This window comes from Streptomyces sp. NPDC004065, assembly GCF_044903565.1.
Taxonomy (GTDB): Bacteria; Actinomycetota; Actinomycetes; order Streptomycetales; family Streptomycetaceae; genus Streptomyces.
The window spans coordinates 87,225-112,171 of the sequence record NZ_JBJDQT010000024.1 but is presented as its reverse complement, the minus strand read 5'-3'; the positions used below and the strand labels follow the sequence as shown (position 1 = coordinate 112,171).

20 protein-coding genes are annotated in these 24,947 nt (G+C 75.4%); 5 read left to right on the top strand and 15 right to left on the bottom strand.

Features of this window, described 5'->3' with window-relative positions; all coding sequences use genetic code 11:
- Positions 1–82 precede the first annotated feature (82 nt).
- The 7 genes from ACI2LW_RS24030 to ACI2LW_RS24000 form a co-directional block, all read right to left on the bottom strand.
- A complete protein-coding gene (locus ACI2LW_RS24030; protein ID WP_404733289.1) occupies positions 83–679 on the bottom strand; it encodes a GTP-binding protein in 597 nt (198 codons plus the stop codon).
- On the bottom strand, positions 660–1,034 hold the full coding sequence (locus ACI2LW_RS24025) for a DUF742 domain-containing protein (protein ID WP_404733288.1): 375 nt from the start codon (positions 1,032–1,034) through the stop codon (positions 660–662). Before ACI2LW_RS24025 ends, ACI2LW_RS24030 begins: the two co-directional genes overlap by 20 nt.
- Positions 1,027–1,458: a roadblock/LC7 domain-containing protein gene (locus ACI2LW_RS24020; RefSeq protein ID WP_404733287.1), complete on the bottom strand. Its 432-nt coding sequence runs from the start codon at positions 1,456–1,458 to the stop codon at positions 1,027–1,029. The genes ACI2LW_RS24025 and ACI2LW_RS24020 overlap by 8 nt, the downstream gene beginning before the upstream one ends.
- Positions 1,459–1,470: 12 nt before the next feature.
- Positions 1,471–4,323 (bottom strand): nitrate- and nitrite sensing domain-containing protein, encoded by a 2,853-nt coding sequence (locus tag ACI2LW_RS24015; protein WP_404733286.1) that lies wholly within the window; start codon positions 4,321–4,323, stop codon positions 1,471–1,473.
- A gap of 248 nt (positions 4,324–4,571) precedes the next feature.
- The gene (locus ACI2LW_RS24010; protein ID WP_404733285.1) at positions 4,572–5,756 is read right to left on the bottom strand and encodes an FAD-dependent oxidoreductase; all 1,185 of its coding nucleotides are present in this window, start codon (positions 5,754–5,756) and stop codon (positions 4,572–4,574) included.
- Between the two features lie 237 nt (positions 5,757–5,993).
- Positions 5,994–7,538, bottom strand: coding sequence for an amino acid adenylation domain-containing protein (locus ACI2LW_RS24005; protein WP_404733284.1), 1,545 nt, complete (start codon positions 7,536–7,538; stop codon positions 5,994–5,996).
- Complete coding sequence (locus tag ACI2LW_RS24000; RefSeq protein WP_404733283.1) at positions 7,535–9,487, bottom strand: beta-ketoacyl synthase N-terminal-like domain-containing protein; 1,953 nt, start codon at positions 9,485–9,487, stop codon at positions 7,535–7,537. The genes ACI2LW_RS24005 and ACI2LW_RS24000 overlap by 4 nt, the downstream gene beginning before the upstream one ends.
- Positions 9,488–10,205: 718 nt before the next feature.
- Here ACI2LW_RS24000 and ACI2LW_RS23995 point away from each other — a divergent pair.
- Positions 10,206–11,210, top strand: a complete 1,005-nt coding sequence (locus ACI2LW_RS23995; protein WP_404733282.1) for a GAF domain-containing protein — start codon at positions 10,206–10,208, stop codon at positions 11,208–11,210.
- 126 nt (positions 11,211–11,336) lie between these two features.
- On the top strand, positions 11,337–11,789 hold the full coding sequence (locus tag ACI2LW_RS23990; protein ID WP_404733281.1) for a flavodoxin family protein: 453 nt from the start codon (positions 11,337–11,339) through the stop codon (positions 11,787–11,789).
- A gap of 195 nt (positions 11,790–11,984) precedes the next feature.
- Here the strand turns inward: ACI2LW_RS23990 and ACI2LW_RS23985 are convergent, their stop codons facing one another.
- Genes ACI2LW_RS23985 through ACI2LW_RS23975 form a run of 3 tightly spaced genes read right to left on the bottom strand, consistent with a single transcriptional unit; the run spans position 11,985 to position 15,882 of the window.
- Positions 11,985–13,820, bottom strand: a complete 1,836-nt coding sequence (locus tag ACI2LW_RS23985) for a GMC family oxidoreductase N-terminal domain-containing protein (RefSeq protein ID WP_404733280.1) — start codon at positions 13,818–13,820, stop codon at positions 11,985–11,987.
- A complete protein-coding gene (locus ACI2LW_RS23980; protein WP_404733279.1) occupies positions 13,817–15,199 on the bottom strand; it encodes a hypothetical protein in 1,383 nt (460 codons plus the stop codon). The genes ACI2LW_RS23985 and ACI2LW_RS23980 overlap by 4 nt, the downstream gene beginning before the upstream one ends.
- Positions 15,196–15,882: a FadR/GntR family transcriptional regulator gene (locus ACI2LW_RS23975; protein ID WP_404733278.1), complete on the bottom strand. Its 687-nt coding sequence runs from the start codon at positions 15,880–15,882 to the stop codon at positions 15,196–15,198. Before ACI2LW_RS23975 ends, ACI2LW_RS23980 begins: the two co-directional genes overlap by 4 nt.
- Positions 15,883–16,593: 711 nt before the next feature.
- Between ACI2LW_RS23975 and ACI2LW_RS23970 the strand changes: the two genes are divergently transcribed.
- Positions 16,594–18,234, top strand: coding sequence for an FAD-dependent monooxygenase (locus ACI2LW_RS23970; RefSeq protein ID WP_404733277.1), 1,641 nt, complete (start codon positions 16,594–16,596; stop codon positions 18,232–18,234).
- Positions 18,235–18,353: 119 nt separating this feature from the next.
- Here ACI2LW_RS23970 and folE read toward each other — a convergent pair whose 3' ends face one another.
- On the bottom strand, positions 18,354–19,058 hold the full coding sequence (gene folE, locus ACI2LW_RS23965; protein WP_404733276.1) for a GTP cyclohydrolase I FolE: 705 nt from the start codon (positions 19,056–19,058) through the stop codon (positions 18,354–18,356).
- A 135-nt stretch (positions 19,059–19,193) separates the two neighbouring features.
- On the opposite strand from folE, the gene ACI2LW_RS23960 reads away from it, so the two are divergent.
- Positions 19,194–20,015, top strand: a complete 822-nt coding sequence (locus tag ACI2LW_RS23960) for a helix-turn-helix transcriptional regulator (RefSeq protein ID WP_404733275.1) — start codon at positions 19,194–19,196, stop codon at positions 20,013–20,015.
- A 25-nt stretch (positions 20,016–20,040) separates the two neighbouring features.
- On the opposite strand, the gene ACI2LW_RS23955 is transcribed toward ACI2LW_RS23960, so the two are convergent.
- A complete protein-coding gene (locus ACI2LW_RS23955) occupies positions 20,041–21,204 on the bottom strand; it encodes a PP2C family protein-serine/threonine phosphatase (protein ID WP_404733274.1) in 1,164 nt (387 codons plus the stop codon).
- A 100-nt stretch (positions 21,205–21,304) separates the two neighbouring features.
- Between ACI2LW_RS23955 and ACI2LW_RS23950 the strand changes: the two genes are divergently transcribed.
- The gene (locus ACI2LW_RS23950; RefSeq protein ID WP_404733273.1) at positions 21,305–21,796 is read left to right on the top strand and encodes a GNAT family N-acetyltransferase; all 492 of its coding nucleotides are present in this window, start codon (positions 21,305–21,307) and stop codon (positions 21,794–21,796) included.
- A 117-nt stretch (positions 21,797–21,913) separates the two neighbouring features.
- On the opposite strand, the gene ACI2LW_RS23945 is transcribed toward ACI2LW_RS23950, so the two are convergent.
- Genes ACI2LW_RS23945 through ACI2LW_RS23935 form a run of 3 tightly spaced genes read right to left on the bottom strand, consistent with a single transcriptional unit; the run spans position 21,914 to position 24,668 of the window.
- Positions 21,914–22,939: a 3-oxoacyl-ACP synthase III family protein gene (locus tag ACI2LW_RS23945; RefSeq protein WP_404733272.1), complete on the bottom strand. Its 1,026-nt coding sequence runs from the start codon at positions 22,937–22,939 to the stop codon at positions 21,914–21,916.
- Positions 22,936–23,589 carry an SRPBCC family protein gene (locus tag ACI2LW_RS23940; protein WP_404733271.1) on the bottom strand — a complete coding sequence of 218 codons (654 nt, stop codon included), beginning with the start codon at positions 23,587–23,589 and terminating at the stop codon, positions 22,936–22,938. Before ACI2LW_RS23940 ends, ACI2LW_RS23945 begins: the two co-directional genes overlap by 4 nt.
- Positions 23,586–24,668, bottom strand: a complete 1,083-nt coding sequence (locus ACI2LW_RS23935) for a thiamine pyrophosphate-dependent enzyme (RefSeq protein WP_404733270.1) — start codon at positions 24,666–24,668, stop codon at positions 23,586–23,588. Before ACI2LW_RS23935 ends, ACI2LW_RS23940 begins: the two co-directional genes overlap by 4 nt.
- Positions 24,669–24,947: the final 279 nt, after the last annotated feature.

Sequence of the window (24,947 nt, the reverse complement as noted above, 5' to 3'; positions counted from 1 at the left end):
GGTCCGGGCAGACCGGCGGCGGTGCACCGGGTCCGGGCAGACCGGCGGCGATCCGCCGGCCCGCCCGGACCCGCCGTCGTCGTCAGCGCCCGCCCGCCGCCGTGAGCCGGGCCGCCGCCCGGGCGCGGGCCGCCTCCAGCACGCTGAGCAGGACGTGCTTGCTGGAGGCCCGGTCGCGTACGTCGCACAGTACGACCGGGGTGGAGGGGTCCAGGTCCAGCGCCGCACTCACCTGCTCGGCCGTGCAGTCGCGCCGCCCGTGGAAGCAGTTGACGCCCACGGCGAACGGCACCCCGCGCTCCTCGAAGAAGTCGATCGACGCGAACGACGCCTCCAGCCGCCGTGTGTCGGCCAGGACCACCGCGCCGAGCGCGCCCATGGCCAGGTCGTCCCACATGAACCAGAAACGGTCCTGGCCGGGCGTACCGAACAGATACAGCACCAGTTCCGGCGCGATCGTGATGCGGCCGAAGTCCATGGCGACCGTGGTCGACGCCTTGCCCTCCACCCCGGCCAGGTCGTCCACGCCGAGGCTCGCCTCGGTCATGCGCTCCTCGGTCTCCAGCGGCGGGACCTCGCTCACCGAGCCCACCATGGTGGTCTTGCCCACGCCGAAGCCGCCCGCGATGAGGATCTTCAGTGCGGTCGGCAGGACCGGCTCAGAGCTGACGGATACCATCCATCACCCTTTCGATGAGTTCCACGCTCGGCCGGCTCTCCTGCCCCGGTGGCGACTGGACCAGGATCAGCGAGGCGTCGAGCAGATCTCCGCACAGCACCTTCACCACGCTCACCGGCAGGTCCAGCAGGGCGGCGATCTCCGCCACCGCGAGGGCGCGGTCCCGGCACAGGTGCAGGATGTGCGCCGCCTCCGGCTCCAGCGCCCCGGTGTCGCCGCCGTGCGCGGAGCGCGCGACGACCAGGGTGATCAGTGCGAACGCGTGCTGGCTGTGCCGGGTGCGCCCACCGGTGATGGCGTACGGCCGTAAGTAGCGCCCGGCCTCCTGGCCGTCGCGCCACCGGTGTTCAGGCATCCTGGAAGGGGCCGCCGGACGGGGACTGCACCCGTGGTGCCGCGGTCAGGTACTGACCGACCTGCTTGACGAGCGTCCCCATCTCGAACGCCATCATCCCGACGTCCACCTCCTCGGAGGCGAGGGCCGCCAGCCGTGCGCCCCTGCCCGCCGCCGTGACGAACAGGAAGGCCCTCTCCATCTGGATGACCGACTGCTGGACGGGCCCGCCGTGGAAGTGCCGCGAGGCGCCGCGGGCCAGGCTGTGCACACCCGAGGCCACGGCGGACAGGTGCTCGGCGTCGTCGCGTGGCATGTCCTTCGACTTGCCGATGAGGAGGCCGTCCCCGGAGAGCACGATGGCGCAGCGGATCTCCGGGATCCGGTCCACCAGGGCGTCGAGGAGCCAGTCCAGTTCGGGTCCGGTGTGTACCTGCTCAGTCATTGCGTAACGTCCTCACAGTTCGTCGGCACTGGGGTCTGCCGATTCGTCCCGCCGCCCGTGCGCGCCGCGCGGCTCGTCGCCCTGGACCATGCCGGCCCGTTTCAGTCCCTGGTGGATGGCGCTCATCGCACGGGCCGACGCCTCGGGCGAGAAGGCGTCCTCGTCCCTCTCGCCCTCGGATCCCTGCTCCATCTGCGCGGCCTCCCGCCGCAGTTGCTGCGCCAGGCTCGCTCCCCTGACGCGCTGCGGCAGGACGTTCGGGGTGGTCAGGCCCCGGGACGACCCGGCGGCCCGCGGAGCGGGCACGCCGTAGGGCGCGGATGGTGCGGGACGCTGCCCGCGGGACGGCGGATCGGGCTGAACGGGCTGGTCGGCCTGCCCGGTCGCGGGCACGGCGGGTCCGGGGGGCGCGGCGGGGCCGGGCATCGCGGCGGGCGCGGCGGGTTCGGGGGGCACGGCGGGTCGCCCGGGTGCGTCCGGTCCTGCCGGGGCCGCGGGGCCGGCCGTGGTGGCCGGCCGGTCCGCCCGCGGCCGCGCGGGTGCGGCAGGAGCGCTCGGCCGCGGGGACGTCCACCCGGCCGGTTCCGCAGCGGGGGGTGCGGGGTGGTCCGACGCCGGTGGCAACAGTCCGGCACCTCCGTACTCGGGGAAGCCGCTGGGGTCGGGCAGCGACGTGTGGGTGATGACCTCCTCGCGGGCGGCCACCCGGGGAGCGGGACCGGCCGCGGCCGTACGCCCACCCGGGCCGCCGGCGGTGGCGGGGGTGGGGGCGGGGGCGGGCGTGCCGTGGGCCGCGGAGGCGGCCTGGCCGGCGAGCGCCGCCCGGTCCGTACCGGCCGCGCCGTCCCGGCCGTCCGCGCCCGGCAGCGCGGTGCCCGGCTCGCCGCCCACGGCCCGTCCGGCGGCGACGGCCGCCGACCGCAACTGGTCCACGACCGGGGAGGCGACCTCCTCCAGCAGCGCGGTGGGCAGGACGACCAGCGCGAGGGTGCCGCCGTAGTCGGACTCGCGCAGCACCACCCGGATGCCGTGCCGTTCGGCGAGCCGCGCCACCACGAAGTGCCCCAGGCGCGGGTCCTCGCCCAGGGCGGTCATGTCGACCCGGGGCGGCTGGGCGAGCAGTTCGTTCGCCCGGGCGAGCAGCTCCGGCGGCATGCCGAGGCCCTGGTCCTCGACGTGCACGGCCAGGCCCTTGGCGACCCGGGTGGCGCTGACGGTGACCTGCGTGTGCGGCGGGGAGAAGCTGGTGCCGTTCTCGATGAGTTCCGCGAGCAGATGGGTGACGTCGGCGACGGCCCGGCCGGCGACGGCCACCCGGCGGTCGGCCGGCGTGTTGCGCACCCGGACGCGGGTGTACTGCTCGGTCTCCGCCACCGCGCTGCGCATCACGTCGGTCACCGGGACCGGCGGGGTCATCCGGCGGTTGGGCGGGGCACCGCTGAGGATCATCAGGTTCTCCGCGTGGCGGCGCACGCGGGTGGCCAGGTGGTCGACCCGGAAGATGTCCTTGAGCAGGTCGGAGTCCTCGTGCTTGCGCTCGAGGTCGTCCAGCAGCGAGATCAGCCGGTGGATCAGGCTCTGGGCCCGGCGGATGAGCTGGGCGACGACCTTCTCCGTGCCCTGGCGGCCCTCGGACTGCCGGAGCGTGGACTCGGCGGCCATGCGCACCAGTTGGTCGATGGCCGCGGACAGCCGGCCGAGCTCGTCCTCCGCGCGCTCGCGGTGCGGGGCGAGCGCGGCCGGGTCCACACGCTCGCCCCGTTCTATGCGGGCCAGGACGGCGGGCAGCTCCGTGGCCGCCAACTGCTCGGTGCGCGACTGGACCTCGGCGAGGCGGCCGAGGGCGGAGCGCCTGCCGCGCAGCGCCACGAGGGCGCCCGCGGCCAGCGCGGCCAGGGTGATCGCGGTGCCCAGGAGCGTGGCCAGCAGCAGTTCGTCGGCGTGGTCCGTGGCGCGGGCGGCCAGGGCGTCCAGGGACGCTGCGCCGAGGTCCTGGAAGTCACCGAGGGCGCCGCCGGCGGCGGTGGGCCAGGAGGCGGCCTTGCCGGGCAGGGTGGTACCGCGCCCGCCGCTCACCTGCTGCTCGAGGGAGCCCACGGTGGTCCAGCGCGCGTCCCCGGTGATCCGGGCGTAGCCGGCGGCCGCCTCGGACGGCAGGTCCCCGGGCGCCAGGCTCGCCCGCAGGGCGCGCTGGACGGCCAGGTACTGGCCGAACCGGGCGCGGTCCTCGGCGGAGAGCCGGCGGGCCGACAGGGCGCCGGCCATCAGGGCGTCCTCCCGGGCGAGCATCTCCGTGCTGCGTACCAGGGCCACGGTGGCGGCGCCCGCGTCCTCCAGTTCGCCGTCGTCGCCGTGCACGGCCGCGGTGAGCAGGTCGATGCCCCGGGAGACGGCGTCGGTGAAGTAGGTGAACGCGCCGGAGGCGGACAGGGTCCGGGCGTCGACGGCCTCGCGCCGCCCGGCCAGCTCGTCCAGCGTGGAGGTCAGCGCCTCGGCGGGACCGCGCAGCGCGCCGGTGTCCAGGGCGGCGGTGCGGCGGAGCCGGGCGAGGGCCGTGTCGGTCCCGTGCCGGGCCGCGTCGAGGTCCCGCCGGGCGGCGGCCGTGCGCCCGGCCTGCCAGGCCGAGGTGCGGGCACGCTCGGCCTGCAGCCGGGACAGCACCTCCTGGACGGGTCCGGCGACCGACCCGAGGTGGTCGGCGTCGGTGTGCGACTGGACCTGCTCGTCGACGAGTCCGGCCGCCGTGTAGCCCCACAGCGCGCTCAGGCAGACCGCGGGAACGACGAAGGGGACGACGAACGAGGACCGCAGAGATCTGCGAGGGGCGGCGCGGTGACGTGTCCGCCGGTCGCGGGTGCCTGGCATCTGATTCCTCGTACAGCAGCGATACACCGGAGTTGGTTGGGATGCGCAACGCCCGTCCCCGTGCAGTGGCCTGGTGGCTCACCGTGACCGAAGGCCGGTGCGAGCTGCACCGTATCAGGATCATCGCGCAGCGTCATTCCCGCCTTCGGGCAACTGGGCCGTATGTTCACAGGAGTTGGGAAATCAGGCAGCGCCCTGCCGGGGTGAACTCCGGCCGGACGCCGCAGGGTTCGGGCGGGATCGCCGGGTCACAGCAGGGCGAGCAGCCGGGGTGTCCACAGGGCGTCGGCGGAGACGATGCCGGCCACCATGTCCAGGTACACGGCGGTGAGTTCGGCGTCGGACTGCACCGCGCGCAGCAGGGACAGCCGCTGTTCGTGGGGGTCCAGCCGGGCCACGCCGAGCGTCGCCTCGTAGCCCGGGGCCAGCCGGGCGTCCCGGTCCTCGGCGAAGCGGGCCAGGGCGGCGTCCAGCCGGGCCGGGCCGCCGTCCAGGGCGCCCTGAAGCAGCCCGGCCAGGCTCTCCACCTGCTGGAAGGCGTCGCTGATGCCGCGGGCCGTGATGGAGTCCTTGTGGTGCCCGGCGTCGCCCACCAGCACCCAGCCAGGCCCGCTCGCCCGCCGGAAGAAGTTCTGCTGGTCGCCGGTGCCGTGCAGGCGCTCCACGGGCCGCCTGCCGAGCAGCCGTTCGTGCAGGGCGGGCGCGGTGGCGCGTATCTGCTCCCGGTAGGCGCGGCGGGCGTCGGTGCGGACCTCCTCGAAACGGGACTGCGGGAAGTAGGCCAGGACCAGGGTCGCGCCGTCGTTGGTGGGCACGGCGGCCACCCAGCCGCCGGGCCGCTCGTACAGTTCCAGATCGGCGGGCACGTCCGGCCAGTAGGTGTAGTACGCGCAGGTCAGCCGCGGGTCGTGCACGGTGTACGGCGCCTCGGTGAGCCGGGCGACGGTGGAGCGCATGCCGTCGGCGCCGATCACCAGGTGTGCGCGTTCGGTGAAGGTCCGGTGGCCGTGCCGGCCCTCGACGCCGACGACGCGTCCGGTGCCGTCCCGGAGCAGCCCGGTGACCCGGCAGCGGTCGCGGAACTCGGCGCCGGCCGCGACGGCCGCGTCGACCAGCAGCGGGTCCAGCACGCGCCGCCGCGGGGCGAGGCCCGCCCGCTGTCCGGCCACGCCCCGCGCGCAGCCCTCGATGCGGATGTCGGCGACCTCGTAGAGGGTCCGGGTCAGCGGCGGGCACCCCGAGGCGCGGACCTGGTCCAGCAGGCCCCAGCGGGCGAGGGCCGCGACGCCGGGCTGGTGGACCAGGTGGGTGGACAGGACGTCGGAGCCGTACGCCGACCTGTCCAGCAGGAGCACCCGGTACCCGGCACGGGTCAGGAGCAGAGCGGTGGACGCGCCGGCACAGCGCGCCCCCACGACGATGGCGTCGTACATGCGAAGGCCTCACAACGGACGTCGGGGTTCGAGGGGATCGGGGACGGAAGCGGGCGGCGGCCGCTCGGCACCCGCGGCACGGGCGCCGAGCGGCCGGCGCCCGCCGAAGGGCCGGCGCCCGCCGAACGGCCGGCGCGCGCCGAAGGGCCGGCGGACGCCGAAGGGCCGGCGCCCGCCGAACGGCCGGCGCCCGCCGAAGGACCGGCGGACGCCGAAGGACCGGCGCGCGCCGAACGGTCAACGCACGCCGCCGAGTTCGCCGAGCAGCGCCCTGCGGTCGATCTTGCCATTGGCGTTCAGCGGCAGCCGCTCCAGGACGGCGATCCGCCGGGGCATCATGTACGGCGGCAGCCGGTCGCCCAGCGCCGTGTACAGCCGGTCGGGCACGCAGGCCGATCCGCTGACCGCGGCCTGGAGTTCGGGCTCGCCGTCGGCCGCCGGCACCGTGACGACGATCGCGTCGCGCACCCCGGGCTGCCGCCGCAGCTCCGCCTCGATCTCGCCGAGTTCGACGCGGTGGCCGCGGATCTTCACCTGGTGGTCGGTGCGCCCGAGATGGACCAGCCGGCCCTCCCGTACGGCCACCCGGTCGCCGGTGCGGTACCAGTGCCGTTCGGACAGCGGGCCGTCACCGGCCGGCCGCAGGTCCTCGGTGAGGAACCGGCCCGCGTTGTGGACCGGGTCCAGATAGCCGGAAAAGCGCAGCGGTCCGCGCACGCACAGCTCGCCGGTGTCGGCGGGCCGTCCCTCGTCGTCCAGCAGCAGCATGTCCAGGCCCGGGTGGCAGACGCCGATCGGGGCCGTGCCGTTGGGCGTCTCCGGCCAGCCGGCCATGCCGTCGGGGAACCGGAACGCGGTGCAGGAGATGGTCAGTTCGGTCGGGCCGTACAGCACCTCCAGACGGCTGTCCGGCGCCGCCTCGCGCCACTCGCGGGCGGCCTCCAGGGTGAGCGGCTCGCCGCCGAAGACGCTCCAGCGCAGCGTCGGCATGCTGCCCGGCTTCAGGGTGCCCAGACGGGAGGCGAACGAGATCAGCGACGGCACCGAGAACCAGTGCGTCAGACCGAGGCTGTTGACGGTCTTCACCGGGGACAGCAGCTGGCCGCGCGCGGGGACGACCAGGGTGCCGCCGCCCGCCCAGGCGACGAACAGGTCGTGCACGGACCCGTCGAAGGTCAGCTCGAAGGACTGCGACATCCGCGCGCCCGGCCCGACGCCGTACCGGCCCGCGACCCGTTCGAGATAGGCGCAGATGTTGCGGTGCGCGATCGGCACGCCCTTGGGCGCGCCGGTCGAGCCCGAGGTGAAGATCAGGTAGGCGAGGTCGTCCGGGCCCGGCCGCCCGGCGGGCACGCCGGGCGCGGAGGCCCGCCGCGGGCCCGCCGGCTCCTCGGGGCCGGCGACCAGGACGGGCACGCCCGGGGCCGTCAGGGCCTCGGCGTCCTGGGCGGTGCCGGCCAGGACCAGGTCGCAGCCGGCCGCCGCGACGATCCCGGCGGTACGGGCCGCGGGGTGCTCGGGGCTGAGCGGCACGACGGCGGCCCCGGCCCGCAGGACGGCGAGGTAGCCGGCGTACGCGGTCACCGACCGTGCCGCGAGCAGCCCGACCCGGCGCGGCGGTCCGCCGCCGGCCGCCTCGACCAGACGGGCGGCGAGCCGTTCGGCGAGATCGCGCAGTTCGCCGTAGGCCAGCCGGGCCCCGTCCACCTCCAGGGCCGGTTCGCCCGGGTACGCGGCGGCGGAGCGGGCGAACCAGTCGTACAGGGTGCGCGGACCGCTCATCGGGCCGCCGCCTGCAGGGAGCGCGTCCACTGCTTCAGCTCGCCGACCGTGCGCAGCCGGCCGAACTCCTCCGGGTCGACCTCGCGGTCGCACCGCTTGACCAGTTCGACGACGATCCGCAGCTTGGCGAGCGAGTCGATGCCGATGTCGGTGAGCGTGGAGCCGTCGTCGAAGCCGGTGCGCGCGTGCTCGCGCAGCACCCACGCGGCCAGGTCGCCGGTGCCGTCGGGGTCTTCGTACTCCTCGCCGGGCCAGTACCGCGCGGTCTGCCACGGGTAGGCGGGCAGCGGCACACAGCGGCCGGGCGCGCCGAACACCCTCTCCCAGTCCACGTCCTCGCCCCGCCGGTAGCGGTCGGCCACGGCCGTCAGGGGCCGCCCGCCCACCGCGGGCGCCCCGGTGAGCGCCGCGGCCAGTTCCTCGTGGGTGCGGCCGACCACGGCCGTGCGGTGCGCGTGGTGGCTGCGCCGGGTGGCGGCCGTGCGGCAGATGTCGCGCACGGCGTACGCCGTCCCCGCGCCGCCGGGGCTCAGATAGGCGGCGTAGGACCGGGCCAGCGCCTCCAGGGCGGCCGGGGTGTGCGCGGACAGCGGGAGGACGTACGGGGCGCCGTCCGGCCGCGGCGGGGGCGGTGGGCTGGGCCGGGTCTCGGCCTGGCGGAGCACCACGTGCGCGTTGAGGGCCGAGGCGCCCTGCCCGCCCACTCCGGCGACGGCGGGCCGCCCCCGGTCGGGCAGCCGCCGCGGCTCGGCCGGGACCGCCAGCGGCAGCCCGTCCCAGTCGACGCCCGGATGCGGGGTGTCCAGGTGCAGGCTGGCCGGCACCTCGCCGTGTTCCAGGCACAGCACCGCCTTGATCAGCCCGGCGAGCCCTCCGGCGGCCTCCGCGTGACCGATGTTGGTCTTGACCGAGCCGACCAGCAGCGGCCGGTCCGCGGGCCGTCCCGCGCCCAGCACCTCGCCGAGCGCGCTGAGTTCCAGCGGGTCGAGCACGGGTGAGCCGGAGCCGTGCGCCTCCACGAAGTCCACCTCGGCGGGGTCCACCCCGGCGTCCTCGTACGCCCAGCGCAGCACCTCGCGCTGGCCCTCCAGCGACGGGTTGAGCACCGAGTCGCTGGTGCGGCCGTCGTTGCCGATCGCACTGCCCCGTATCACCGCGCGGATCCGGTCGCCGTCGGCCAGCGCGTCCGGCAGCCGCTTGAGCACCACGACGGCGACGGCGTCGCTGGGGGCGTAGCCGTCCGCGCCGGCGTCGCCGAACTTGCTGCGCCCGTCGCGGGCCATGGCCCCGGCGTGGGTGAGGACCAGGCCCTCGTCCGGGCGCAGCGCGAGGTTCACCCCGGCCGCCAGCGCCAGCGGGCTCTCGCCCGCGCGCAGACTCTGCACGGCCTGGTGCACGGCCACCAGCGAGGAGGAGCAGGCGGTGTCGACGACGACGCTGGGGCCGCGGAAGTCGAAGAAGTGGGACAGGCGGGCGGACAGCAGCGACCGGAAGTTGTTGAGCTGGGCGGCCGTCGCCGACCCGGGTCCGCGCCGCAGGGCCGTCTCCAGGAAGTCGGCGCGGGCGTTGCCGACGAACACCGCGCTGCGGCTGCCCGCGAGCAGGTCGGGGCGCTGGCCGGCGTCCTCCAGCGCGTCCCAGGCGGTCATCAGCAACAGCCGTTGCTGCGGGTCGAGTTCGGCGGCCTCGGTGGGGGACATCCCGAAGAAGGCGGCGTCGAAGTCGGCGACGCCGTCGACGTATCCGGCCCGCCGGCCCGCCACCCGGCCCGGCCCGGGCGCGGGGGAGTGGAGCGCGTCCACGTCGTAGCGGTCGCGGGGTGTCTCGCTGATGGCCTCGCCCCCCTCGCGCAGCAGGGCCCACAGCTCGTCGGGCCCCGATGCGCCGGGCAGGCGGCAGGCCATGCCGATCACCGCCACCGACCGGGCATCCACATCGGGCCTGTTCATGAGAGAACTCCGTTCCATACGTCGCCACTGTCCCTACGTCTGGGAGTAGTTGACCCTGCTCCGGCGCGACTCCGCACAGCCCTCGGGCACGCGGCGGCCCCCGGGGGGCGCGCCGCGGGCGCTGTGGAGGAAGCGGTGGCCGGCCGGCTCTCCTTGGCCGGGCGTCGCGGTGCCGCGCGATGCGCCCGGCCGGCCGCGCCCCGTGCGTCCGTCGTCGTCATCAGGCCAACGAGCGACGGTTGCGGCGGGGTCGGACGGTCACGGCAGAAGGCCTGAACCCTGGCCTAAAACCGACCGGTGGGACGGAAGCCGGCGGTCTCGACGCTCCCCCTCGCCGGGCCCGGACCGCGGACCGTGCACCCGCCTCACCACCCCAAATCCGAACGCAAATTCGAACACCTGTTGTCACGTCGGGCACTTCGGTCGGTGTCGACCACAAGTCCACCGAATGATTGTCGGGTGCAAAATCGTTTCGGTTCGACGGGCGCCCCGAGAATGACGGGAAGTGATCGCCGATGGTTGAAACATCGAAAAATTTGGACAGACTCCCCGAATGGCCAGGTGCGGGCCGTGCCGGAGCCTCGCGGGAGGCCGGCCGCCGCTGACGTGACGGATCAAGTCCCGCACGCCTCACGGGTGTTAACAGTGGGGGACCGGATACGGGAATGACCTGGAGAGGTGATCCACCCCGCCCGGATCTCTGCTTTCATCTAATCCCATGGATTCCCTGTCACCCGAAGAACACCGTCGCGCCGGCGAGCAGCGGACCCGGCGACTGACGGTTCTCGGCCTCAACGCGGCGGAGGCGGAGGCCACTTTCGACCGTGTGGCGCGCCTGGCGGCCAGTTTCACCCAGTCTCCGCTGGCCATGGTCAACTTCATCAACGACGAGCGGCAGATGTTCCGCGGCATGTACGTGCCCGCCTCCTCCCCCGAGGAGGGGGTCGACGCCGACGGCGGCGGCATACCGTTCGACCTGAGCAACCTGGCCCGCGAGGCCCCCGGCGACTACGGCTTCTGCCCCCATGTGGTGGCCCAGCAGTCCCAGCTCGCCCTCGACGACGTCTTCGACTACCCGCGCTTCAAGGGCAACCCCCTGGTCAACGACCTGGGCGTGCGCTCCTACCTGGGCACCCCGCTGCGCGACAACACCGGCATGATCCTCGGCACGGTGTGCGTGGCCGACTTCCAGCCGCGCAACTGGGACGCCGGCATCCGCCAGGGCATGCAGGAACTGTCCGAAACCCTGCTGTCCGAGTTCAAGCTGCGCGACAGCCTGCTCGCCCAGCAGCAGGAGCTGTTCGCCGTCTTCGACGGGGCGCCGTTCCCCATCATGCTCACCGAGGGCCCCGAGCACCTGCTGCGCTACGCCAACGGCAAGCAGGGCCAGGCCTTCGGCATGGTCCCGCAGTTCAGCCCGGCCCGGCAGGTGCTGCCCGGCCTCGACCGGATCGGCGTGTTCAACGCGATGGACGACGCGCTGCGCCGGGGCCGGACCACCACGCTGCCCGGTGTGTCGCTGAGGACGTACGACTCGGCCACGCCGCAGGACTTCAGCTTCCTGTGCACTCCGGTGCGCACCTCGCCGAGCGCGCCGTACAAGGGCGTCCTCACGGTCGCGATGAACACCACCGGCCAGGGGTACGGCGGTGCGGAGTCGCAGGCGTTCGCCGCCAATGTCCAGCAGCGCTTCGAGCAGCTCGGCGGCGGCCCGCTGTCCTGACCGCGCCCGGCGGGCGGGGCACCCGCCGTGTGCCCGCGGCGGCCGGGCGCGGGCCGTCCGCCGCGGGCGACACCGCCGGCACCGGCCGCCGCCCGGTGCCGGCGGCCCGGCGGGTACGGTCGGGAGGTGACAACCTTGCTGATCGTCCACCACACGCCGTCGCCGAACTGCCAGACGCTGTTCGAGTCCGTCGTCGCCGGCGCGACGGCCCCCGAGATCGAGGGTGTGCGGCTGGTGCGGCGGGCGGCCCTCGCCGCGACCGCGTCCGACGTGCTGTCCGCCGACGGCCTGCTGCTCGGCACCCCGGCGAACCTCGGCTACATGTCCGGCGCGCTCAAGCACTTCTTCGACCAGATCTACTACCCGTGCCTGGACAGCACGCGCGGCCGGCCCTTCGGCTTCTACGTGCACGGCGGCAACGACGTCACCGGGGCCGTACGCGCCATCGAGTCGATCACGACCGGACTGGGCTGGCGACGGGCGGCGGACCCGGTGACGGTGACCGGCGAACCGGACCGGACCGCCACCGAGGCCTGCTGGGAACTGGGCGCGACCCTCGCCGCCGGGCTCAGCGACTGACTCCCCTCACCGTCGCCGGGCTGAGCGCCTGACTCCGTGCACCGTCGCCGGGTTCAGCGCCTCACCCCGCTCGTCGCGGCCGGGCGCACCCGGGAGCGCACCCGAAGCTGCGCACCCGCGGCCGGCCCTTCCTGCGGTCCGGCCCTCCCCCCGGTCCGGTCCTGCGGGTACGACCCTCCGGGTCCGCCCGGCGCCTCACCGCCCGGCCCTCGCCACGGCGGTGTGCGCGACGGCGGACGCCGCGGCCATGATGCTCAGCTGCGGGTTGACCTCCGGGCAGGAGGGCAGCACCGAGCCGTCCGCGACCAGGACCCCGCGGACGCCCCGCAGCCGGCCCTCCTCGTCGGCCGGGGCGCGCTGCGGATCGGCGCCCGCCGCGGCCGTGCCGGTGGGATGGAACGCCGACAGGTGCAGCCGGCGCGCCGTCGTCCGGGCGACCAGCGCGTCCAGTTCGCCGGGGCCGGCGGCGTACGGGGCGCCCGGTATCCCGGTGAGGACCTCCTGCGCGCCGGCGGCGAAGAGCACCTGTCCCATGGCGCGCACGGCCCTCAGCAGCCGGTGGCCGTCGCGCGGGTGGAGGCCGTAGCGGACGAGGGTGCGGTCGCGGCCGAGGACCCGGCCCGACGGGCGGTCCGCGATCATGGCGCCGAGGACGGCCAGCCGTCCGGCGTCCTCCAGTTCGCGGCGCAGCGAACGGCCGAGACCGGGCAGGACGAAACTCGTCATGCCGGGCGGGCTCGCGGTGGCCTCGATGAGGATGCCGCGGCCGCGCAGCTCCTCGACGCCGACGCTCTGCAGGACGCCGCTCCAGGACGTGACGGGCTCGGCGAAGCGGCCCGCGACGCTGGTGGCCGGGTGCACGCTGAGGTTCGCGCCGAGCCGCGGATGCCCGCCGAGGCCGGAGCGGCGCAGCAGCGGCGGGGTCTGCAGGGCGCCGGCGGCGACGACGACGAGCGGGCTGAGGATCTCGAACGCGCTGCCGTCGGGCCGTTCGACGGCGACGCCCGCCGCGCGGGGCGGCCCGGGCCGGTCGCGGTCCACCAGCACGCGGCGCACCCGTGCGCCGGTCACGATGCGGGCGCCCGCCGCGCACGCGCCGGGCAGGACGGACAGCTGCACGCTCTGCTTGGCGCCGGTGGGGCAGCCGACCACGCACTGGCAGGACCCCGCGCACCCCGGCGCGTTGCGCCGCAGGGGCCCGGCCCGCCAGCCCAGCCGCTCCGCGCCGGCCAGCGCCAGCCGCCCATTGCGGCCGAGCACGCCGAGCGGCTGGGGGGCCACCCGCAGCAGCGCCTCCACCTCGTCGAGGTGCGCGTCGAGGCCGTCGGCGAGGCGGAACCCGAACCGGCCGCTCCAGCGGTCCAGGACCTGCCGCGGAGTGCGGTAGCAGGTACCGGAGTTGACGACCGTGGTGCCGCCCACGGCGCGCCCGGCGGGCAGCAGCAGGGGAGGGGCGCCCACGGCCGCGGTCGCGCCGCCGTCGCGGTACAGGTCCGTGAAGCGGTCCAGGGGCGCACGGCGGGCGAAGGACGCGGTGGAGTGGTGGTCGCCCTCTTCGAGGATCACCACGTCGAGTCCGGCGCGGGCGAGGACGCGGGCGGCGACGGCTCCGCCGGCCCCGGAGCCGACCACGACGGCGTCCGCCGTGCACCGGGCGGGCCAGTGGGCGGCGGGCACGCAGTCCAGCGGCGGGTCCTCGGGCGGTGCGGGGACAGCGGCGGGCGCCGTGCGTTCGGTGCCCGCCGCCAGCAGCACCGGCACCTTCAGCAGGTCCAGCAGGGGCAGCAGCCGGGGCCGGCCCGCGAGCGAGGCGAGGACCGCCTCCCGCTCGTCGGGGGTCAGCCCGGCGAGACGGCGACCGGTGCGCAGCACGGCGTACGTCCCGACGGCCGCGGCGCCCGCCCGATTGGCGGCCCGCACCGGGCCGGGCAGCGCCGCGAGCAGGGCGTCGAGCCGGCCGGGCACGCGGGCGGCCCACGCCTCCTGGCCGGTGTCGGCGAGCAGGGCGGCGACGAGTCCCTCGGCGCTCACCGGTCTCCCACCTCCGCGTGCGCCGTGCCCGCCAGCGTCCACACGGCCTCCGTGCGCCAGCGGCCCCACCAGCGTTCCAGCAGGACCCGGGCGTCGGCGGTCTCGCTGTTGCGGCACACCGCCGCCGCGCCGTCCGGGTCGCGGTAGTCCAGCGCGAGGGTGCGGTCGGCGTGCTGGGTGACCTCCACCCGGATCCGCCGCAGCGCCGTACGGCCGGTGACGGTCCACACCGGCAGGCCGATCCGGGCCCGGAACCGGCCCAGGCCCAGCAGTCCGGCCGCCGACCGCTCCGGCCGCCGCGGCCAGGTGCGGCCGCGGTGTCTGAGCCGCAGGAACACCAGCGGGGGCAGCCGGCGCAGACCGGGGCGGGTGGAGGTGGCCGCGACGATCTCCAGGACGTCGCCCCGGCCCAGGTCGGCGTGGAGCCAGGCCCAGCGTCGCGCGTTGCCGTGGCCGTGGATGCGCGCGGAGGCGCCGGGCGCGCCGTCGAGGGTGAGGGTGCGCTCGCCGTCGTGGAGGGTGCCGCGGTAGGCGGCGCGGGCCGCGGGGAGCAGGTGGGCCGCGGGCAGCACGGCGTGCCGCCACGACCAGCGCGGGAAGGTGAACAGCGGTGTGTCCAGGGGCTCCTCGGCCAGGTCCCAGTGGAAGTCGCCCGCCGTCCCGGTCAGCCGGCCGCCGGCCGCGGTGACCCCGGCGGCGCTGAATCCCCCTGCGGGCCGGGGCCAGGGGGCGGGCCCGAACCGGGCGTGGCGCACCTTCCCCTCCCGGGGGAACGTCGCCACCCAGCCGTGGGCGGTGGGCCCCGATCCGTCGGTGGGCACGGTCAGTTCGTGGTGCAGCCACACACCGGTGCCGGTGGCCGGGTCGGTGAGGGTGGTGTACCAGACCTCCGTGCGGCCGGGGCTGCCGTCCCAGCGGGGCGCGGCGTAGCGGCCGGGCTCCTCGCGCCGGGGGAAGCGGAAGCCGAGCAGGAAGGGGACCAGACCGGTGGCCACGGGGAAGCGCAGGGTGCCGGTGCCGACGCGCGCCCCGTCCTCCAGCACCGCGAACGGCAGCACTGTCATCGAGGCCACCGGGTGCCGGGGCGTCACCGACTTCCAGCCGTCGAGCGCCAGGGTGCGGCCGCCGGCGGTGAACGACAGGCGGTAGCGGATACGGCGGCGGGCGAGCGGCGAGATCTCCATCCCGCCCGCCACGCCGGCGTCGTCGGCCAGCTCCGCGATGCGCAGCCGGCCGCTGAGGCGGGCCAGGGTGGTGCGGTGCGGACGGAGCACCTCGTCGGCCTCCGCGCGCAGGTCCAGCCGTATCCGCCGGTCACGCGTGTCGCCGTCCAGCCGGACGGTGCCGAACAGGGTCTCGCTGAACGTGGTGCCCCTCATGACAGTCCCTCCAGCATGATCCGCTCGGTGTCCCGCAGATAGGCGTCCGCGGCCCGGCGCGCCGCGGCCGTGTCGCCCGAGCCCACCGCGTCGACCACGGGGGCCAGCCGGCGGTGGGCGGCCCCGGCGTCGGTGAACGGTCCGCGCAGCGCGGCGCGCACCGGCAGATAGGCGTTGAACAGGGTGTTGGTGAGCAGCACGTAGACGCGGTTGCCGGTGGCCCGGGCCAGGGCGCGGTGCACCTCGACGTCGGCCAGCTGCACGGCGTCGGGGGTGTGCGCCGCCCGTACGGCCTCCAGTGCGGCGGCCAGCTCCCGGCGCTGGGCGGCGGTGGCGCGCGCGGCGGCCCGTTCGGCGATCAACGCGCCGATGCCGCGCCGTACTTCGAAGACCTCGTGGATCCAGCGCGGATCGTGGCGCACCAGCATCGGCAGCAGGTCGGCGCCGCCGAGGCGGGCGAAGTCGCGCACCCGGGTGCCGACGCCGTGCCGGGTCTCCAGCAGACCGGCCTGGACGAGCCGGCCGAAGGCGTGCTTGAGGGTGGTGCGGGTGACCCCGTAGCCGTCGGCGAGCTGCCGCTCCGGGGGCAGGTAACTGCCCGCGGGGTGACGGCCGTCGAGGATGTCCTCGCGCAGCCGGCTCTCCAGGACGTCCACGATCGTCTCGCGGGGCAGCGCCTCCACGATCCCTCCTCCGGTCGTACGGTGGCCCACTGGTTCAGTGGCTGAGCCACTGAACCAGTGGGGGTGACGTGCCGTCAATCCCCGTGCCTGACAAGGGCGGTGGAAGTCGGGCGGGGACGGGGGAACACGGGGGAGGGACGGGGGACGCGGCCTTCGCCCACGTGGGCCGGGGGCGGATCCGCATCCGGGGCGTGGGCCGGAGACCGGGTGCGGCGTGCGGAGAGCCGAGGAGGGGGGACGGGAAGGCCGGACCCCTGCGGATCACCCCTGGCGACCGCCCGCTCGCCGGGCGGGGCCCATGGACGGGCGCCGGCGCCGCGCGGGGCGGCCGAGTCGTGCGCGGGCGCCGCAGGGGCCGGGCGCAGGGCTGGCGAAGGCGCCCCGGCGGCCGTACCGAGGCACCCGGGCCTTCGGTGGCGGTCGTACGGAGGTGTCCGGGCGTTCGGTGGCGGTCGTACGGAGGTGTCCGGGCGTCCGGTGGGTACGGAGGTGTCCGGGCGTCCGGTGGGTACGGAGGTGTCCGGGCGTCCGGTGGGTACGGAGGTGTCCGGGCGTTCGGTGGCGGTCGTACGGAGGTGCCCCGGCGTCCGGTGGCGGCCGTCCGCGCGGCGCGCGACCATCGAGGGGAACGGATCCGGGCCGCGCGGACGATCGACGCGATCCCACCGGGCAGGGACCGTCTGCGCGCGCTGCCTTCGTGGGGAGACGCGCATGACCCATACCCAAGTCCTGATCGCCGGAGCCGGCCCCGTGGGCCTGACCGCGGCCCTGGAACTGCGGCGACGCGGAGTGGACTGCCGTGTCGTCGACCGCCTGCCGGAACGTCTGCCCCACTCCAGGGCCGTGGGCATCACGCCGAGGACCCTGGAGATCTGGGACCGGATGGGAGTGGTGCGGGCCGCCCTGGACGCGGCGGTCCCCGTGCACGGACAACTGGTGTACGCCGACGGAGCGCAGCAGCAGCACGTCGAGCTGGCGCTGCCGCCCGAAGTGCCGTACGGCTTCGCCGCGCTGCCGCAGTGCGAGACCGAACGCGTCCTCGAGGAACGGCTGGCCCAGCACGGCGCGGCCGTCGCGCGCGGGACCGAACTCGTCTCCTTCACCCAGGACGCGGACGGCGTCACCAGCGTGCTGCGCACCGCCGACGGCGGACTGACCGAGGTGCGGTCGGAGTTCCTGGTCGGCTGCGACGGCGCGCACAGCACCGTGCGCAAGGGGCTGGGGCTCGCCTTCGAGGGCGGCGCCTTCCCCGAGGAGTACATGCTGGCCGACGTGGAGCTGGACTGGGACCTGCCGGCCGGCTACGTGGTGCGCGCCCTGCACCGCGCCGCGGACGGCTCCGTGGACGACTCGCTGGTCTGCGTCCCGCTGCCCGGCCCGTGCCGCTACCGCGTGGCCACGCGGGTGCCCCCCGAGCTGCGGAGCCCGCGGGCCGAGGAGCCGGGGACGGCCCGGACGCGGCAGGCGGAAGAGGAGGAGCACGGCTTCGAGATGCCGCAGGCGCCCCGGACCGAGCACATCGAGGCCGCCCTGAAGCGCCTGTCGCCCGTTCCGGTCGCGGCCTCCACGATGCGGTGGTCGTCGGTGTACCGCGTCAGCCACCGGATCGTCGACCGGTACGCCGAGGGCCGGGTGTTCGTCGCCGGGGACGCGGCGCACATCCACCCGCCCACCGGCGCCCAGGGCATGAACACCGGCATCCAGGACGCCCACAACCTGGCCTGGAAGCTGGCGCTCACCGTCCAGGGCATCGGTCAGCCCCGGCTGCTGGAGAGCTACGGCACCGAGCGCCGGCCCGTCGGGCAGGAGGTGGTGAGCCGCACCGTGCGGCACGCGACGCGCGGGTACGGGTCGGAGGGGGAAACGGACGCCGCCACGGTGGTACTGGGGGAGGCGCAGCTGCTGGTCTCCTACCGGGGAAGCCCCGTCGTCGAGCCCTCGGCCGACGGGCCCGGGCCCGCCGCCGGCGACCGCGCCCCCGACTGCGGCGGCCTGCGCGACCGGATCACCACCCACCCGCTGCGCCTGTACGACCTGCTGCGCGGCCGCGACCACGTACTGCTGCTCTACGCCGACGCCCGGGAGCAGTTGGACGGCTTCGACGAACTCACCGACGAGGCGGGGAACGTGGCGCGGGGCGCACTGGTCTGCTACGCCCTGCTCGCCCCGGACGTGGACGCCTCGGACCTGATGACGCCGGTGATCCGGGACGGCGGCGGGGAGTTCCGCCGCGCGTACGGCGCCGAGGGCGCGACCGCCCTCCTGATCCGCCCGGACGGTCATCTCGCCGCCCGGACCGCTCCGGCCGGGCACGTCGGGGTGCTGGCCGCGCTCACCCGCGTCTTCGCCTGACCGGCGACCGCCCGCCCCCACCGCGGCCGACATCCCGCCCCACCGCGGCCGTATCCGCCCTCGCCCGGCCCCGCCCCCGCGCCCGGCGCCCGGCGCGGGGCGCGGGGCGCGGGGCGCGGTCAGCGCGGCATGCCCGTCAGGGCCAGGAACTCGGCGCGGGAGCGGGCGTCGCTGCGCAGCGTGCCGAGCAGGGTGGAGGTCAGGGTGCTGGTGCCGCCCGCCTGGACCCCGCGCAGCGTCATGCAGCTGTGCTCGGCCTCGATGACGACGCCGACGCCCTTGGGCTCCAGCTGGTTGTGCAGCCAGTCGGCGACCTGCTTGGTGAGGCGCTCCTGCACCTGCGGGCGGCACGCGAAGAACTCCACGACGCGCGCCAGCTTGGACAGGCCCAGGATGCGCCGCCCCGGGAGGTAGCCGACGTGGGCGGTGCCGACGAACGGCAGCAGATGGTGCTCGCACACCGAGCGCACCGGGATGCCGCGGGCCAGGACGAGTTCGTCGTAGCCCTCGTCGTTGGGGAACGTGGTGAGGTCGAACGGGCGCGGGCTGAACAGCTCGGCGTAGGCGCGCGCCATCCGGCCGGGCGTGCCGCGCAGGCTCTCGGAGTCCGTGCGCACGCCGAGCGCCTCCAGGAACCGGCCCGCGGCCTGCTCGGCGGCGGCGAGATCGACGCCGCCGGTGTCGCGCACCACCCGCAGCGCGGGCGCCGGAGCGGCCGCGGGGCTCGCGGAGACGGCGGGGGCGACGGGGGTGGCGGGGGCGACGGGGGTGGCGGGGGTGCCCGGTACGGCGGTCCGGTCCACGATCCGCGCGGACGTGTCCATGAGCGGACCTCCTCTCTTTTTCACCAACAAATCTTGGTCTTATTTCTCCGACCGGTCAAGAGCCCCTGGTGACAGGCTCGGAAACACTGCCGTTCCCATACCGATGCGAGCTACTGTGAAGAAGTGCCCCCCGACATGACCCAGCCCCAGCCCGCCGGTGACGCCGTGATCGACTCGGTCAGCGTCCTCGGCGAGGACTCACGGCGGAGGATGTTCGCCTTCATCCGCCGTGCGCGCCGGCCCGTCACCCGCGACGAGGCGGCCGCGAGCGTCGGCATCTCCCGCAAGCTCGCCGCCTTCCACCTGGACAAGCTCGTCGACGCCGGCCTGCTGCGCGCCCGCTACGCGGCACCCGACGGCGTCCGCAGGGTCGGCCGGCAGCCCAAGGTCTACGAGGCCACCGACGCCCAGATCACCCTGAACATCCCCGACCGGCGCCACGAGCTCCTGGCCGGTCTGCTCGTCGACGCCGTCCTGGACGAGGGGCGCGACGAGAACGCCCTGGAGGCGGCGGTGCGGGTCGCCCGGCGACGCGGGCAGGAGCTGGGCGAGGCCGAGCGCGACCGCGCGCGCCCGGGGCGCCTCGGCGCGGAACGCGGGCTGACCGTCTGCGAGCGCCTGCTCGACGAGCAGGGCTACGAGCCCTTCCGGGAGTCGCCCACCGGGCTGCGCCTGCGCAACTGCCCCTTCCATCCGCTGGCGGCCAGGGCGCCGGAGCTGGTGTGCGCGATGAACCGCGCCTTCCTCGCCGGCTGCCTGGACGGTCTGGGGGTGGGCGGAATCGACGCGGTGCTGGACCCCCGGCCCGGCGAATGCTGCGTACGGCTCGCCCCCGTAGGCACCGGCCACCCGGCCCGCTCGGACGGGTCCGCCCGCACGGACGGCACGGAGGAAGCCGCCCGCGCGGACGAGTCGGCCCGCGCCGACGACGGCGCGGAGCCCGGCGAAGGCGGCTGACGGCCGGCTGCCCGTGCCCGAGTCGCTACGGCGACGGCGGTGACGATGGCGACGGCGATGGCGATGGGGCGGCCGGAGCCGTGGCGGCCGCCGGGTCGCCGGTGTGCCGTACGACGAGGGCGGCGATGTCGTCGTCGAGCCGTCCCCGGCTGTAGTGCAGCAGGTCCCGGTGGAGCTGGTCGAGCAGGTCACGGGGTCGCTCCAGGTACTGCTGGTGCAGCCACTGGTCGAGCGGGAAGAACTCGCCGTGGCGGTCGCGGGTCTCGGTCACCCCGTCGGTGTAGAGAAGCAGCTGGTCGCCGGCGATGAAATCCACGGTGTCGACGAAGCTGCGGTCGTTCACGAGTGTCGACAGGTTCAGCGGCACCGAGGGCGCGGTCGCCTCCAGCACGGTGACCTTTCCCTGCCGCATCAGCAGTGGCGGGGGGTGCCCGCAGCTGAGCAGCCGGACATGGCCGCCGCCGTGCGGGATCTCGGCGATCAGCGCGGTGGCGAAGTGCTCCGGCAGGTCCGGGGCGGAGGACATCGCGGAGTGCCGGGTGATGCTGGTCTCCAGGCGGTGGATGATGCTCCTCAGGTCCGGCTCGTCGTGCGCGGCCTCCCGGAAACAGTTGATCAGCGAGGAGGCCGCGCCCACGGCGGACAGCCCCTTGCCCCGTACGTCCCCGATGAGCACCCGCACTCCGTAGGGCGTGTCGGTCGCCTCGTAGAAATCTCCGCCGACCCGGGCCTGTTCCTGCGCGGCCAGGTACAGCGACTGGATCTCGATCTCGCACATGCGTGTGGGGAGCGGGCGCAGCAGCACCTTCTGCACCGCGTCGGCGACGAGCCGGACGTGCAGCAGGGCCTGCTCCCGCTGGATGCGCACATGGCTCGCGTACGCCGCGGCGAGGGTGACCGTGACGATCGCCGCGCCGGTGTAGGGCGTGCCGAGATCGGTGTAGAAGAAGCTGAGCACCACCATGGCCACCAGGCAGAACGCGCCGAGCGCGATCGTGGGCAGCACGGGCCACATCGCGGCGGCCAGGGCCGGGGCGGCGGGCAGCAGCCGGCTGAAGGCGATCTCGCGCGGCGTGGAGAACGCCAGCGCGACGATCACGACCGTGAGGATCACCGGCGGCAGCACGGCGGTGGATTCCTGCCGACCCTCGAACGGGAGACGACGCCACAGCCGACCGGGAATGATCACAAATTGCATCATATCGGCACACAACGGTCACGACCTCGCGGGGGCGGCGCGGTTGTCCGTCCCTTGACTATGACGACTGTCATGAAGCAGCCTGGGTGCTATGACCGCCGTCATAGAAGGGGCCGTCACCGTGCGCCGGGCGCACCCGGGCGACCTCGAGGAGCTGGAGCGCATGGTCGCCCGCTGCTCGGCCGAGAGCATCCAGGACCGTATGCACGGCGGCACCCGCCGCGGCGATCTCGCCGGCTCGCTGCGGGCGACCCTGCGGGACGGGCCGGGCGCGGTGCTCGTCGCGACGGCGGGCCCCGCGGTCGTGGGCTGTCTGCAACTCCTGCGTGACACCCCCGACGCACCCTCCGCCGAACTCGCGCTGCTGGTGGAGGACGCCCATCAGGGCCGCGGCATCGGCACCCGGCTGATGGCCGCGGTGCCGGCCTGGGCCGCGGACGCCGGCGTGCCGGCCGTCACCTTCTCGGTGCAGGCGGCCAACGGCCGGGCCAGACGTCTGGTGCGGCACCTGGCGCCGGGCCGGGTCGCATGGCAGTGGCAGCAGGCCGTCCTCGAGGCGGTGTGGCACCTCGGTGCACCCTGAGCCGGCGCCCCGCGCCCCGCGCCCCGCGCCCCGCGCCCCGCGCCCCGCGCCCCGCGCCCGACGCCCGACGCGGCGGCCGTCACCGTGCCCGCTCGCACCGGGACGGCCGCTTCCCGGTCACCCGCTCGCGCCGCCGTGCCAGCGGACGGCCGCGGCGCCGGCGAAGTCGCCCGCGTGCGCGAACGCCGCCAGCACCACCAGGTCGCCGTCCCGGACCCGTCCCGCGCGCACCGCGTGGTCCAGCGTGACGGGCAGTGCCGCGCCGAACAGGTTGCCGCACCGGTCGAAGGTGTCCAGGTGCCGCTCGGCCGGCAGCCCGAGAGCGTCGCGCCAGTTGCGCAGGAAGGTCCGGTTGGGCTGGTTGGTGATGAGGACGTCGATGTCACCGGTCTTCACGCCGAGCCGCCGGCACAACGCCGTCACCACCTCCGGGACCAGCCGGTTGCCGCGCTCCAGCACCTTCGCGACGCCGGCCTCGGTGAACCCGATCCGCACCTGCGACTCGCCCGGCTCCCAGTACTTGCGGCCGTCGTCGACCGCCACCGTCATGTCCCCGGCGTGGGCGGCGATGTGCCGTGCCTCCACGTCCAGCACCGGGGTCCGCGCCGACTCCGTCACGTACGCCACGCCGCACCCGTCGCCGGGGACGGCGGCCTGGGCCAGCCGGCGCACCTCCGACTGGGTGAACCACTGGCCGGCGGCGCTCTGCGCGTTGCAGATCAGCGCGCTCCTCGCCCGGGTGGTGCCGATGATCTGCCGGGCCAGCTTCAGCATGTGGACGAACGAGCCGCAGCCGGCGTTGGCCACGTCGACCAGCCACTCGGGGGCGAGCCCGAGCCGCCGCGCCACCTCGGTGCCCGCGCCCACGAACGGGAGGTCCGGCAGCTGGCTGTGCACCAGCAGGACGTCGACGCCGCGGATCGCCTTCCTGCCGTGCCGTTCGATCAGGGGCCGCACGGCCCGCTCGATCATGTCGGTGTTGGTCTCGTCGGGGGCGACGTGGTGCCGTGAGCGCGGCACCTTGAACATGGGGTGGCCGCGCAGTTCGTCCCCGGCGGCGGCGGTGCCGGTGTAGAACTCGGCGGGGACGGGCTCGCCGGGCAGATAGCTCGCCACGTCCGTGATGCCGACCGCGGCGGTCACCGCGTCACCGTCCTCGACGGCGGCACGCTCACCGGCAGCCCGCTGCGGTGACGGTGCTCCAGGATCGCCTTGAGGTTGTTCATCTCCACGGTGTGCCCCGCGTAGAAGAGGTCCCAGTAGTCGCCCACCCAGGGCCGGCCCGGGTCGGGGGACAGCTCGGGACGCGGGTTGGCGTCGTAGTAGGGGTGGCGGCAGTTGGTCCAGGTGACCACCGAACCGGGCCGGTCCAGCACCAGCCGGGCCGGGACGACGCGCATCAGGTAGATCATCCACAGCTTCTCGCCCTGGTCCCAGGAGCAGTGGTAGTCCACGGTGAGGGCGCCGGGGTCGGCCACCACCTTGCAGTAGATCCTGGTGTCCGCCTCCAGCAGGTCGCGGCCGGCCCACACCCCGGGGGTGCCGGAGGGAGCGAAGTCGCGCAGGCTGCAGGTCCACTCCTCGAGGTGGTGGCCCTGGCGCAGGTAGTCGTAGACCTGTTCCGGCGGGCAGTCGATGTGCGCGTGGACGGTGCAGAACCGGCCGTGGACCTGTTCGTGCGGGTAGGCGGCCCGGGTCAGCTCCAGGCAGTGGGCGGCCAGCGCCTCCTTGCCCGTCTCCTCGATCCGCATCAGACCGGGGATGCCGGCCAGGGCGGACGGCTGCTCGCTCATGTTTCGTCTCCTTGCGCTCGGGGGGTGGGAACGGAAAGGGACCGGAAGGGAAGGAACGGGGGGATCTCCCACGGCTCGCACTCGAGCTCGACGAACGCGGGCCCGGCGCCCGCGTTGCCGCGCAGCAGCGCCTCGCGCAGCTCCGCGGCGTCGCGGGCGGCCGTGGCGTCGAGGGAGGGGAAGGCGGCGGCGACGCCGGCGGCCAGGCCGGTGCGGGTGAACAGGTCGTCGTCCCGGACACCGCCCTGGAAGAGCTCCTCGCGCACGGCGCACATCGCGTGGGCGTTGTTGTTGAAGACCACGAAGGTCACGGGCGCGCGGTGCTGGACGGCCGTGTGCACCTCCAGCCCGTGCATCAGGAAGGACCCGTCGCCGGCGAGGACGTAGGTGCGCCGCCCGGTGGCCAGGGCGGCCCCGATGCCGGCGCCGAAGGTGTAGCCCATGCCGCCCATGCCGACGGCGACGACGAAGCGGCCGCGGGCAGGGGCGGGCAGCAGGTGGATCGCGCTCGCACCGGCGTTGCCGGCGTCCACGAAGACGTGCGCGTCCTCGGGGAGAGCCGCCGCCACGGCGGAGACCGCCTGGGCGTAGGGGATGGTCCGGCCACCGGTCGCGGCCACCGGACCCCGCGGCGGGGTCGGACGGGGGCCGGCGTGCGCCGGGCTGGGGCGGTCGCCGGGCGGAAGCCGGCCGGTCACCGCGCTCAGCGCCCGGCGCAGGTCCCCGTCCACCGTGGTGGCCGCGACGAACGGCGGCTCGGAGCCCAGGCAGACCACCCGGGTGCCGGACAGCGCCCGGTCCAGGCCGCCGCGCGCCAGCAGCGGCAGCCGGGTGCCGGCCAGCAGGCAGACGTCGGCCCGCCCGAGGCAGTCCGCGACGTTGGCGTGACCCATCACACCGGCCACGCCCGCGAAACGGGGGTCGCGGTTGTCGAAGACGTCCTTGGCGTCCGGGGTGACCGCCACCCACGCCCCGAGCCGCCGGGCCAGTTCGGCCAGTTCGGCCCGGGCGTCCGCGGCGGCGACCTCGTCACCGGCGATCACGAGCACCCGGGCGGCCCCGCGCAGCGCGTCCGCCACGCCGGCCACCGCGGCGGCGTCAACCGGCGCTCCCGGACCCGGTGTAGCCGCCTCCCACACCGCGTCCGGGCGCGCCGCGGCACCGTGTGCGCCCGACGCCGCCGGCGCCGCAGCGCTCGCGGGGTGGCGGTCGGGCGCCGTGGGGTGATGGTCGGGCGCCGTGGTGGGGGCGCCCGAGGCCGGGCGGTGATGGTCGGGCGCCGTGGTCGGGGTGTCCGGGGCCGGCGTGTGGCGGTCCGGCCTCGGGGTCGGCGTGCCTGAGTTCGGCGCGTGGTGGTC